This is a genomic window from Burkholderia cepacia (assembly GCF_001718835.1).
GTDB classification, from domain to species: Bacteria; Pseudomonadota; Gammaproteobacteria; order Burkholderiales; family Burkholderiaceae; genus Burkholderia; species Burkholderia cepacia_F.
Map to the genome: position 1 here is coordinate 3,289,986 of NZ_CP013444.1, position 12,197 is coordinate 3,302,182.

A 12,197-nucleotide genomic window follows, 5' to 3' on the forward strand; every position below is an offset into this window, starting at 1 on the left:
CCGCGCGCGGCCCTGAAGGAAACGCATGACTGATACCTCCCGCGATCTCGTTCTCGTCACCGGTGCGTCCGGTTTCGTCGGCTCGGCCGTCGCGCGCATCGCGCAGCAGAAAGGCTATGCGGTGCGCGTGCTCGTGCGCCCGACCAGCCCGCGCACGAACGTGGCGGATCTCGACGCCGAGATCGTCACCGGCGACATGCGCGACGAGGCGTCGATGCGCGCCGCGCTGCGCGGCGTGCGCTACCTGCTGCATGTCGCGGCCGACTACCGGCTGTGGGCGCCCGATCCCGACGAGATCGAGCGCGCGAACCTCGAGGGGGCGGTCGCGACGATGCGCGCGGCACGCGCGGAAGGCGTCGAGCGGATCGTCTACACGAGCAGCGTCGCGACGCTGAAGGTGACGAGTGCCGGCGATCCGTCCGACGAAAACCGGCCGCTCACGGCGGAACAGGCGATCGGCGTCTACAAGCGCAGCAAGGTGCTTGCGGAACGCGCGGTCGAGCGAATGATCGCCGACGAAGGGCTGCCGGCCGTGATCGTCAATCCGTCGACGCCGATCGGCCCGCGCGACGTGAAACCGACGCCGACCGGCCGCATCATCGTCGAGGCCGCGCTCGGCAAGATTCCGGCGTTCGTCGACACGGGGCTGAACCTCGTGCATGTCGACGACGTCGCGCACGGCCACTTCCTCGCGCTCGAGCGCGGGCGGATCGGCGAGCGCTACATCCTCGGCGGCGAGAACCTGCCGCTGCAGCAGATGCTCGCCGACATCGCGCAGATGACGGGCCGCAAGGCGCCGACGATCGCGCTGCCGCGCTGGCCGCTCTATCCGCTCGCAGTCGGCGCGGAAGCGGTGGCGAAGTTCACGAAGAAGGAGCCGTTCGTCACCGTGGACGGGCTGCGGATGTCGAAGAACAAGATGTATTTCACGTCCGCGAAGGCCGAGCGCGAGCTCGGCTACCGTGCGCGCCCGTACCGCGAAGGGCTGCGCGATGCGCTCGACTGGTTCGGCTCCGCGGGCTACCTGAAGTAACACAAAGCGGCGTACTTCACGCCGCTTTGCGCACTTTGTTACACGTCCCGCGCGGCCCGGCGCCGGCGCAGCGGTTAAAATCGCGGGTCTTACGCAGAGAAGACACGCATGAACCTGAACGATCAGATCGCTTCGCTCACCATGGGCGTCGATCAGCTCCTCCACGATCACCACGCCGCGCAACAGGCGGCTCGCAGCGCGGAAGCCTTCGCGCGCGCGGCCGCGGCGGAAGCCGACGCGGCCGCCCAGCGTCATGCCGCGGCCGAGGCCGACGCGCAAGCTGCCGCGCAGCGCCATGCCCAAGCGGCCGCCGAGGCCGAAGCCGCGCTGCAGCGCCACACCGCGGCGAGCGCCGAAGCGCAAGCCGCCGCCCAGCGCCATACCGATGCCACCGCGCAAGCCGAAGCCGCCGTGCAACGCCATGCGGAAGCCACCGCGCTGACCGAAGCACTCGCGCAGCGTCACGCGGATGCCGAAGCGGCGTCGCAGCGCCACGCGGCCGCGATCGCCGAAGCCGAGGCCGCCGCGCAGCGTCACGACGCAGCAGCCACCGAAGCCGAAGCGGCCGCGCAGCGCCATGCGGCCGCCGCTGCGGAAGCCGAGGCCGCTGCGCAACGTCACGCGGTTGCGATCGCCGAGGCGGAAGCCGCTTCGCAGCGCCACGCGAATGCGATCGCGGACGCACAAGCCGCCGCGCAACGCCAGGCCGACGCGGCCGCGCAGGCCGAAGCCGTCGCGCAGCGCCACGCCGAAGCCATCGCCGAGGCCGAAGCTGCCGCACAACGCCACGCCGATGCCACCGCGCAGGCCGAGGCCGTCACGCAACGCCATACCGAAGCGATCGCGCAGGCCGAAGCGGCCGCGCAACGCCACGCCGATGCCACCGCGCAGGCCGAGGCCGTCACGCAACGCCACGCGTTGGCGCTCGCGGAAGCCGAAGCCGCCGCTCAGCGTCATGAAAAGGCCATCGCCGACGCCGAGGCGCTGGTCGAGGCCGTCGTCAACGGGGCCGCGTCGGCGGAAACCGTGGAAGCCGTGGAAACCGCCGAAACTGCGGAAGCCGTTGAACGCGCGGACGCGCCGGAAGCCGCAGCCGCGCCGGCGGCCACCGACACCCATGCACCCGCGCCCGCGGCAACCGAAGCCGAAACCGCCGGGGAACCGGAATCCGCGTCGGCACCGGCGACCTCCGAAGCGCCCGCCGCCGCAGCGGACAAACCGACGCTGCATGTCGCCCGCCCGTCGCAGAACGAGATCACGCTGACCATCAACGGCGAATCGATCACGCTGCATCCGGAGCAACTGGGCCAGTTGATCGAGGAACTCGCGCATGCGCGCGCGTCGATGCAGCCGGAGCCGCCGCCCGGCATCCCGGCCGGCTGGCGCTTCGTGACGACGAAGAACCCGATGATGGCCGTGCAGAAGCAGTCGAACGGCGACCGCCTGCTGGTCGCCCGTCACACGGGCTACGGCTGGGTGCCGTTCACGTTCTCGCCGGACGTCGTGATCCAGATGTACATGATGCTGACCCAGCGGTAAGCATGGGGCGGCCATCCGCGGGATGGCCATCGAAGGGCGGCCTTGCGCCGCCCTTTTTCACATCGGGCCCGCCGCGCCGCGCGGGCCGAGGCGCTCAGCGATCCACCGGCGCCTGCACGCGCGCCTTCCACTGGCCGCCCTTGCCGCGCCAGTACCGCCACGCGGACGCGAACGTCGCGCCGACGTAGAACAGCGCGACGAGCGGCAGCGCGGGCGCCCACAGCGGCGAGCGCCGGTAGTAGCGCAGCATCGGCGCATACGCGGCGCACATCGACGCCCACGCGAGCCACGCCGGCCACGCGCGCGCGCCGTACGCGAGCGCCGCGGCGGGCGGCACGAGATAGATGATCGTCATCCCGAGCAGCGTGCCGGCCAGCAGCAGCGGCGAATAGTGCAGCTGCGTGAACGCGGTGCGCGCGATCATGTTCCAGATGTCGCGCCAGCTGTCGTACGGGCGCAGCGACACGCTGCGGTCGGCCAGGTCGAGCCGGATCGGATGGCGGCCGCTGCCGCGGTGCTTGATCTGCGCGGCAAGGCTGCAGTCGTCGATCAGCGCGCCGCGGATCGACTCGATGCCGCCCGCTTCCTCGAGCGCCGTGCGCTTCACCAGCATGCAGCCGCCCGCGGCGCCGGCCGTCCGGTTGCGCGGGTTGTTGATCCACGAGAACGGGTAGAGCTTCGCGAAGAAGAACACGAACGCCGGGATCAGCGCCTTTTCCCAGAACGAATCGCAGCGCAGCCGTACCATCAGCGACACGAGATCGCGGTTCTCGGCCTGCGCGCGCGTGACGAGCTGCGCGACGGCGTCCGGCGGATGGCCGATGTCGGCATCCGTCAGCAGCAGGTAGTCGGCCGGCAGGCCGAGCGTCCGCACCGCGGCGATCCCCTGCGACTGCGCCCACACCTTGCCCGACCAGCCGGCCGGCAGCGGCTTCGCGGCCAGCACCGTCAGCCGGTCGGCGCGGTTGATGGCGAGCGCGGCCGCGCGGGCCGCGTCGGCGGTGCCGTCGTCGCTGTGGTCGTCGACGATGATCAGATGAAATTCGCCCGGGTAATCCTGCTCGAGCAGCGAAGTCGCCGCCCGGGCGATCACGTCGGCCTCGTTGCGCGCCGGCACGACCGCGACGACGGCCGGCCAGCCGGCCTCGGCCGCGGCGCCGCGCGCCTCGGGCGGCAGCGGCCGCGCGGGCACCGCGCGCCAGAAGCCGCCGCGCGCGACGAGCAGCACGATCCAGATGATCAGCGACAGCCCGGACACCAGGAAAGCGAGAACCAGCATCATCGGCACGCCTCCCGGCGGGCGCAGCCCGCGGCGGAGCCGGGCACTGCAATCAGGGTCGGATTTGAAACGCCGAAAGCGGCGCGTGCGGCCTGCGGCGCCGCAGGGCAATATTCGTAGGAATCGACGGTCATCGAGGGGGCCTTGAAATGTGCTCGACGTCAGGCAACCGAAAGGAAGCCTGCGAAACCGCATAGTTTACTGGGTTCCGCGCCGGCGGGCGCCGACGCGTCCGTCCCACGCCTGCAACGCGATTGCAACACGTTCGAAACAGCACCAAAGCAAGGACGGCCCGATAGAGTTAAAATGCGCGATTAATTCGGGGTTCCGGGGCCTGGCCTGGCCGGTTCGTTCCTGCCTTCATAACTTCAAGCCGGGGCGAGCGAGCGGTGCCAGCTCCTCGAACCCCGGCGTCTGTCGTCGGAGTTCGCTCACATATGCGAGTCATCCTTGCCCAGCCCCGCGGCTTTTGTGCGGGGGTTGTCCGTGCGATCGAGATCGTCGATCGCGCGCTGCAACAGCACGGTGCGCCGGTCTATGTGCGTCATGAGATCGTGCATAACCGGCATGTCGTCGAAAACCTGCGTGATAAAGGGGCGCGATTCGTTGAGGAACTCGACGAGGTGCCCCACGGCGCTGTCGCGATCTTCAGCGCGCACGGTGTCGCCCAGACGGTCGAGCGCGATGCGCAAACGCGCGGGCTCGACGTGCTCGACGCCACCTGCCCGCTCGTCACGAAAGTGCACGTGCAGGGCCGCCAGTACGTCGCGGCGGGCCGCCGGCTGATCCTGATCGGCCACGCGGGCCACCCGGAAGTCGAGGGTACGATCGGCCAGATTCCGGCCGAGGTGATCCTCGTGCAAAGCGAAGCGGAAGTCGATACGCTGACGCTGCCCGTCGACACGCCGGTCGCGTACATCACGCAGACCACGCTGTCGGTCGACGATACGCGCGGCATCATCGAAGCGCTGCAGCGCCGGTTCACCGACATCGTCGGCCCGGACACGCGCGACATCTGCTATGCCACGCAGAATCGACAGGCAGCGGTGCGCGAACTGAGCGAACAGGTCGACGTGCTGCTCGTGGTCGGCGCGACGAACAGCTCGAACTCGAACCGCCTGCGCGAGATCGGCACCGAAAGCGGTGTGCCGAGCTACCTCGTCGCCGACGGTTCGGAAGTCAAGGCCGAATGGTTCGCGAATGCGACGACCGTCGGCCTGACCGCCGGGGCGTCCGCGCCCGAGGAAATGGTCGAAGATGTAATCGGCGCGTTGCGCGCGCTGGGGCCCGTCGACGTCACGACGATGGCGGGCCGTGAGGAAAAAGTCGAATTCAAGCTGCCGGCGAAGCTCACGCAAGCTGTCGCCCGCGAAGTTTAAGGAGGACATCTCTTGTCTATTCCGCTGCTCCAGCAAGTCCGCGTCGGCGCGTACATCACGCGCCAACACCTGTCCGGCAACAAACGCTATCCGCTCGCGCTGATGCTCGAGCCGCTGTTCCGCTGCAACCTCGCTTGCAACGGCTGCGGCAAGATCGATTACCCGGATCCCATCCTGAACCAGCGCCTGTCCGTCCAGGAATGCCTGGAAGCGGTCGACGAGTGCGGCGCACCGATCGTGTCGATCGCCGGCGGCGAGCCGCTGCTGCACAAGGAAATGCCGGAAATCGTCCGCGGCATCATGAAGCGCAAGAAGTTCGTCTACCTCTGCACGAACGCGCTGCTGATGGAAAAGAAGATGGACGACTACCAGCCGAGCCCGTACTTCGTCTGGTCGGTCCACCTCGACGGCGACGCGCAGATGCACGATCACTCGGTGTCGCAGGAAGGCGTGTACGACAAGGCCGTCGCGGCGATCAAGGAAGCGAAGCGCCGCGGCTTCCGCGTGAACATCAACTGCACGCTGTTCAACGATGCGATCCCCGAGCGCGTCGCGAAGTTCTTCGATACGCTCAAGCCGATCGGCGTCGACGGCATCACCGTGTCGCCGGGCTACGCGTACGAGCGCGCACCGGATCAGCAGCACTTCCTGAACCGCGACAAGACGAAGAACCTGTTCCGCGAGATCCTGAAGCGCGGCGAAGGCGGCAAGCGCTGGTCGTTCAGCCAGTCGTCGCTGTTCCTCGACTTCCTGGCCGGCAACCAGACGTACAAGTGCACGCCGTGGGGCAACCCGGCGCGTACGGTGTTCGGCTGGCAGAAGCCGTGCTACCTGGTCGGCGAAGGTTACGTGAAGACCTTCAAGGAACTGATGGAAGACACGAACTGGGACAACTACGGCGTCGGCAACTACGAGAAGTGCGCGGACTGCATGGTCCACTGCGGCTTCGAGGCGACCGCCGTGATGGACACGATGGCGCATCCGCTGAAGGCGTTCGCCGTGAGCCGCAAGGGCATCAAGACCGACGGCCCGTTCGCACCGGACATTCCGATCGACAAGCAGCGTCCGGCCGAGTACGTGTTCTCGCGCCACGTCGAGATCAAGCTCGAGGAAATCCAGCGCGCCGGCAAGGGCAAGCTGCAGAAGCCGGCGAAGCCGGCAGCGGCGGCTTAAGCCACTTGCGATGCGTGCGGCGGCGATCGCCGCACGCATCGGCAGTACAAAAAAGGGTGTGACGGAGCGATTCCGTCACACCCTTTTGTCTTTTCGTCGGGTAGCGAGCAGCGGTCAGGCAATCAGGCGGCCGCCGTCACCACCGGTAGCTGACGTCGCCCGTCACGCTCAGCCGCGTGCCATAGAAACACCCTCCCGCCGAAAAACACGACGACACATAAGTCCGGTCGAACAGGTTGTTCACGTGCGCCGCGACGCGCCACCCCTTCCACGCCGACCGCTCGACACCCAGGTCGTACGACAGCCCGAGATCGAAGAGCACGACGGCCGGCACGTCGAACGTATTGACGTTGTCGCCCGCGCTGCGCCCGACGTAGCGCACGCCGCCGCCGACACTCAGCCCGCGCCAGCCCGGGCGCGCGACGTCATAGTTCAGCCACAGCGACGCGAGATGGCGCGGCACCGCCGCCACGCGCTTGCCGACGAAAGCCGGATTCGAATCGGCGCGCACGGTCGTGTCGAGATACGTGTACGCCGCGATCACGTCGACGCGATTGCCGAGACGCGCGAACGCCCTTCCAGCTCGATCCCGCGCGAGCGCACCTCGCCCGTCTGCACGTTGAAGAACGGATGCTCGGGATCGGCGGTCAGCACATTGCGCTGGCGAATGTCGAACGCGGCGATCGACGCCATCCGCTGCTGGTCCGGCGACTGGTAGCGCAGCCCGACCTCGAACTGCTTCGCCTTCGTCGGCGTAAACGGCTGGCCGTCGAAGCGCGTGCCGAGCGCCGGCTCGAACGACGTCGAATAGCTCAGGTACGGCGCGAAGCCGCTGTCGAACAGATAAACGGCGCCCGCGCGCCCGGTGAACGCACGCGTGCTCTGCCGCACCGAGCTCCCGTGCAGCCGGTCGTCGGTCGTCGTGCGCGACCATTCCTCGCGCCCGCCGAGCGTGAAGACCCAGCGATCCCAGCGCACCTGGTCCTGCAGGTAGACGCCGATCCGGTCGGGTGTCTGGCGCGTCTGCTGCCCGGTCGGCGGCGCCGCGAACGGCTGCCCGTAGTCCGGATGGCGCGTATCGAGCGGCGGCGCCGCGCCGAAGCCGGACGCGCTCATCGTCGCGACCGCATGCTCGTAAGACAGCCCGGCCAGCACCGTATGCTCGACCGGCCCCGTCATCACGCGCATCTCCGCCTGGTTGTCGAGCGCGAGATGGTTCACGTGCTCGCGCGACCATGACAGCGAACGGTTCAGCACGCCCGGCGCCAGGTAGGGCGCGACGAAATTGACGGCCGCGCCCGCGAAGTCGACGTCGAGATGCGTATAACGCACGTTCTGCCGGACTTTCCACGTCGAGTCGAAACGATGCTCGAACGCGTAGCCGATCATCGCCTGCGTGCGGTCGTACGTGTCGAAATCCGGCAGCCCGGCAAAGAAGTGCGTCGGAATCTGCCCGGTGGGGCTCGGCCGCAGCGTGCCGAGGGCCGGCAGCCAGCCCGCGAAGTTGTTGTGCGGATCGCGCTGGAACGAACCCAGCAGCGTGAAACTCGTATCGGCGTTCGGCTGCCACGTCAGCGACGGCGCGACGACGATCCGTTGCTGCCGCGAATAGTCGGTCTGCTCGTCCGCGCGGCGCGCGAGGCCGTCGATCCGGTAGCGCCACGGCCGTCCTGCGTCGCGGGCCCGCTGAAATCGAACGCAAGCTGCCCGCGATCGCGGTTGCCGGTCTGCACGGCGAGCAGGTGCTGCGCGTCGCGCGTCGGCCGCTTGCTGACCATGTCGACGATGCCGCCGGGGCTCGCCTGCCCGTACAGCACCGACGCCGGGCCGCGCAATACGTCGATGCGTTCGAGCGTCCACGGATCGACGACGCTCGCGGCCCAGTTCACGCCTTTCGGCAACGGCAGGCCGTCGAGCATCTGCGGATTGATCGCCGCCGCCGCGAAGCCGCCGAAGCCGCGCAGGAACACGCTCTCGAGCACGCCGCCGGGGCGCGAGTCCGCGTACGTGCCCGGCGTGTAGCGCAGGCTGTCGCCGACGCTGTGCACGTCCTGCCGGTCCATCTGTTCGCGCGTGACGACCGACAGCCCCTGCGGCACCTCGACGATCGCCGTGTCGGTCTTGGTGCCCGTGCGCGACACGTCGGCCGCGATGCCTCGCACGGGGCCGACGCCCGTCTCGCGCCGCCCGTCGACGACGATCGGCTTGAGCACCTGCGGGTCGGCAGCATCGGCCGCATTCTGTGCGAACGCGGCGGCCGGCGCGGACGCGGCGTACGCGAACGCCGCCACCCAGCCCGGCATCCGCCTGAGCGCCGCACGCGGCAACGTGAATCCTGGCCGCGCGCGGCGGCCGACATATCGTTGAACCATGTCGAACTATCCGGAAACCAGCGATGAGCAGTGCGAAACAGAAGGGCAGCGCGCCCGTAGAAGGCCGCGTGCACAACGGCGGCCCGAACCATTTCGTGAATGGGAATCATTCATTGTGGCGACCGGAACATAAATGCCGCCGCGTGCAATCGTTGAATGCATGAAACGCACTCACGCCGAGCGACGCACCAATGGCGGGCATCGTGTCACGAGCGTGACGCGAATTCACCGATTTTCCCGCGGAAAACCCGCCATTCCCGCAACATTTGCCGCATTGCAGCTATTCATGCAGGATTAACAATTTGTCACGTTTGAATATCGTTATCCTGAACGACCAAATGAATGATCGGATGATAGGATAGCGACACCCTCAAGTTTCAAGCGACACACTTAATGTCAAGCCTGCCCCCGGCCACCCGACACTCGCTCGTCGATTCGGCGATCGAGATCCTCAAATCCAATATCACCTCCGGCATCTGGCGCGTCGGCCAGCGCATTCCGACCGAGCTCGATCTCGCGAAGCAGCTCGAAGTCGGGCGCAACACGGTGCGCGAGGCGGTTCGCACGCTCGCGTATTCCGGCGTGCTCGAAGTGCGCCAGGGCGACGGCACCTATGTGCGCCGCAACGTCGACCCGGCCGAAACGATGCGCAACGTCGATCGCGCCGCGCGCAGCGACCATCTCGAACTGCAATGCATGCTCGAAACGGAATGCGCGCGCTACGCGGCGCGCCGGCGCACCGACGAGGATCTCGTGACGTTGCGCAAGCTGCTGAAGGCACGCGGCGAGCGCGAAGCGTCGCGCGACGTGAAGAAGTTCGTCGAGCGCGACCGCGCGTTTCACATCGCCGTGGCCGCCGCCTCGCATAATCACGCGCTCGAGGCGCTGTATCGCTATTTCTCGGGCTCGATTCTCGCGAACGTGGAAGACATCCTCGTCGAACTCGACGAGGCCGAGATTCCCGAGCCGGACATGCGCTCGCACCAGGCGGTGCTCGACGCGATCGAACAGCGCGACGAGAACAAGGCCGTGCGCGCGACGCTCGCGATCCTCAAGCCGCAGATGACCTGGCTCGAGACGCGCGATCCGCTCGGCCGCTGACGCCGGGCCCGCTCACGCGGCGGCCGGCACGGCGGCCGGTCACGCGCGTTCGCGGGCCCGTCGATAGCGGAAACCGTAGCGGAGACCGTGGCGGAAACCAAGCCTACGCGGCGACGGCCTCGATCACGTCGATCTGCCCGTCCGACGCATGCCGGATTCCGACCGGCCGCCAGCCGGCGGCGGCGAGCAGCGCGTCGTATTCGTCCCGCGTGCGCTCGCGTCCGCTGCCCCAGCACATCATGTGAATGTCGTAGAGCTTCGAGAAATGCGCGACGCCCGGCGCCGGCACGACCCGCTCGATCACGAACACGCGCGCGACGTCGCGGGCGCTTTCGCGTGCCCGCCGGAGGATCGCCACGCACTCGTCGTCGTTCCAGTCGTGCAGGATCAGCTTCAGCAGGTAGACGTCGGCCGCCGGCACCGCGTCGAACATGTTGCCGCCGACCTGCCGGCAGCGCGCGCCGACGCCCATCCGCCCGGCCCACGATTCGTCGTCGCCGTCGATCACCTCCGGCAGGTCGAACACGATGCCCGCGAGCGACGGGAACTGCGCGAGCAGGCTGCACAGCATGTGCCCCTGGCCGCCGCCGATGTCGCACGCGTGCGTGCCCGGCGCGAACGTGACGTCGCGCAGCGCATCGACGACCTGTTCCGACTGCACGGTCGAGAAGCTCGACATCGCGCGCTTGAAATCGGTGCGGTAACGTTCGTGATCCTTCGCATAGTCGAACGCCATCGCGCCGAACTCGCGGACGAAGCCGTTCTGCTGCCCCTCGCGCACAATGTCGGGCAGGTGCGCCCAGATCGCGTAATGCTCGGGGCCTTCCTGCAGCAACACGAAATCGCGCAACGTACTCGCGGCGTCCGTGTGCAGCAGCGCGCCCGACGCGGTGGCCCGGAAGCCGCGCCGCGTGTCCTCGTCGAGCAGGCCGAGCGCGGCGAGCGCGCGCAGCAACCGGTAAAGCAGCGGCTCGTCGACCTTCAGCGTCGCGGCGAGCGCGGCCGACGAAACCGGCGCGTCCGTCGTGACCGCATCGAACACGCCGAGCCGCGTGCCCGCATACAGGATCCGGCTGCGCCACCGCCCGAACAGCGTGTCCAGTACAACCTTTGCTGCCTGTTCCATGAATGCCCTCCTGTGCGTTGGCCGATCGCGCGGGCGCGCCCGCGGCGTGGCGCGCCGCGCGATCGTCGTGGCAATCGACGACGGTTATTGTTCGTGCAGGAATTCCCGGATCGGGTAGCCGACGTGGCGCTGCGCATCGAGCGTATAGCCGAGGATGCGGTCGCCGCGCTTGAGCTCCGTGATGTTGTGCACGCTGCCTTTCGGCCCGAGCACGCGCACGTGCCAGTCGTCCTGCGCAATGATGTTGATCGCGCGATTCGCGGCATTCTTCGCCTCGATCAGCAGCAGCGGCCGCGTCTCGACCTTCGCGCGCCCGACCACGACGCGGCGTGCCTTGCCCTGCACGTTGACGGCGAGGATCTCCGCGCCCGATTCGAGCTCGGCGAGGTAGCGGGTGCGGTTGTCCGGCGCGACGACGTACGAATGGAGCGCGGCCGCGTTCACGCGGAACGGACGCGTCGGCATGTACGGCAGCGGGTGCGTCTCGCTGCTGATCAGGATCATGCCGGTCGAATACGAGCCCACGAGGATGCCCTCGTCCTGCTCGAAGCGCGAGCAGGTGTCGACGCACACGCGTTCGCCCGGCCCCAGGTGCGTGAGCCCGACGATCTCGATTTCCTCGAGCTGCAGATCCTCGACCGTGTCGCTGCAGATCGACACGAGCTGCGTGGCCTGCCCGACCTGCGTCGGCGTGAGCAGCACGCCTTCGGGGCCGCGCTGCAGCACGTTCAGCGTTACTTCGGCATCCTCCAGGTCGGCGACGACGGTGATCAGCTCGCCCGCCGCGCGATCGGCGGCCGCCAGCAGGATCTCGAGCGGGATCTTGCTCGGGTCCTGCAGGAATTCGACGAGCAGCCACGGCGTGGACACCGACAGCTCGCATGCGCGCGTGAGCGTCGCCTCGCCCGTCACTTCGATGAACACGCCGAGCTCGACGCCGTCCGGCACCGCGAAATCGACCGGCAGCCCATCCTTCACGAGGACGATCTGCACCTGCTCGAGCAATTCGGTGTCGACGGGCGGCCGATCGACGACCGCGACCTTGCACGCGCTCGGCGGCAGCCGCCCGGCCTGCTGCGCATCCTTCACGACGAATGCGGACACGCCGACATGCAGCGCTTCCTCGGTGATCTCGTCCGCGAGCTCGCCGATGTTGCGCAGGTCAATCCAGGAAAGCTTCTTCAAGGCCAATCTC

Annotated in this window: 11 protein-coding genes; 5 read left to right on the top strand and 6 right to left on the bottom strand. The window is 68.2% G+C overall.

All coding sequences use genetic code 11. The annotated features are described in order from the left end of the window. Positions 1-25 precede the first annotated feature (25 nt). The gene (gene hpnA, locus WT26_RS34430) at positions 26-1,033 is read left to right on the top strand and encodes a hopanoid-associated sugar epimerase (RefSeq protein ID WP_011353724.1); all 1,008 of its coding nucleotides are present in this window, start codon (positions 26-28) and stop codon (positions 1,031-1,033) included. A gap of 108 nt (positions 1,034-1,141) precedes the next feature. Continuing rightward, a complete protein-coding gene (locus WT26_RS34435; protein ID WP_069275040.1) occupies positions 1,142-2,572 on the top strand; it encodes a phage tail protein in 1,431 nt (476 codons plus the stop codon). Between the two features lie 94 nt (positions 2,573-2,666). Here WT26_RS34435 and WT26_RS34440 read toward each other — a convergent pair whose 3' ends face one another. After that, positions 2,667-3,854 carry a glycosyltransferase gene (locus WT26_RS34440; protein ID WP_069275041.1) on the bottom strand — a complete coding sequence of 396 codons (1,188 nt, stop codon included), beginning with the start codon at positions 3,852-3,854 and terminating at the stop codon, positions 2,667-2,669. Between the two features lie 434 nt (positions 3,855-4,288). Here WT26_RS34440 and ispH point away from each other — a divergent pair, with 434 nt between their 5' ends. Beyond that, entirely contained in the window at positions 4,289-5,230 is a 942-nt protein-coding gene (gene ispH, locus WT26_RS34445; protein WP_021158682.1) for a 4-hydroxy-3-methylbut-2-enyl diphosphate reductase, read from the top strand. Between the two features lie 12 nt (positions 5,231-5,242). Next, entirely contained in the window at positions 5,243-6,403 is a 1,161-nt protein-coding gene (hpnH, locus tag WT26_RS34450; RefSeq protein WP_021158681.1) for an adenosyl-hopene transferase HpnH, read from the top strand. A gap of 136 nt (positions 6,404-6,539) precedes the next feature. Here hpnH and WT26_RS38770 read toward each other — a convergent pair whose 3' ends face one another. Genes WT26_RS38770 through WT26_RS38755 form a run of 3 tightly spaced genes read right to left on the bottom strand, consistent with a single transcriptional unit; the run spans position 6,540 to position 8,775 of the window. After that, positions 6,540-6,947, bottom strand: coding sequence for a TonB-dependent receptor domain-containing protein (locus WT26_RS38770; RefSeq protein ID WP_250637559.1), 408 nt, complete (start codon positions 6,945-6,947; stop codon positions 6,540-6,542). Further along, positions 6,944-8,053, bottom strand: a complete 1,110-nt coding sequence (locus WT26_RS34455; protein ID WP_250637562.1) for a TonB-dependent receptor domain-containing protein — start codon at positions 8,051-8,053, stop codon at positions 6,944-6,946. Before WT26_RS34455 ends, WT26_RS38770 begins: the two co-directional genes overlap by 4 nt. Then, entirely contained in the window at positions 7,975-8,775 is an 801-nt protein-coding gene (locus WT26_RS38755) for a TonB-dependent siderophore receptor (RefSeq protein WP_231130504.1), read from the bottom strand. The genes WT26_RS34455 and WT26_RS38755 overlap by 79 nt, the downstream gene beginning before the upstream one ends. 393 nt (positions 8,776-9,168) lie before the next feature. Between WT26_RS38755 and WT26_RS34460 the strand changes: the two genes are divergently transcribed. Next, positions 9,169-9,876, top strand: coding sequence for a FadR/GntR family transcriptional regulator (locus WT26_RS34460; RefSeq protein ID WP_069275042.1), 708 nt, complete (start codon positions 9,169-9,171; stop codon positions 9,874-9,876). A 103-nt stretch (positions 9,877-9,979) separates the two neighbouring features. Here WT26_RS34460 and WT26_RS34465 read toward each other — a convergent pair whose 3' ends face one another. Then, complete coding sequence (locus WT26_RS34465) at positions 9,980-11,002, bottom strand: methyltransferase (RefSeq protein ID WP_069275043.1); 1,023 nt, start codon at positions 11,000-11,002, stop codon at positions 9,980-9,982. 84 nt (positions 11,003-11,086) lie between these two features. After that, positions 11,087-12,187 (bottom strand): 3-dehydroquinate synthase II family protein, encoded by a 1,101-nt coding sequence (locus WT26_RS34470; RefSeq protein ID WP_069275044.1) that lies wholly within the window; start codon positions 12,185-12,187, stop codon positions 11,087-11,089. Positions 12,188-12,197 lie beyond the last annotated feature (10 nt).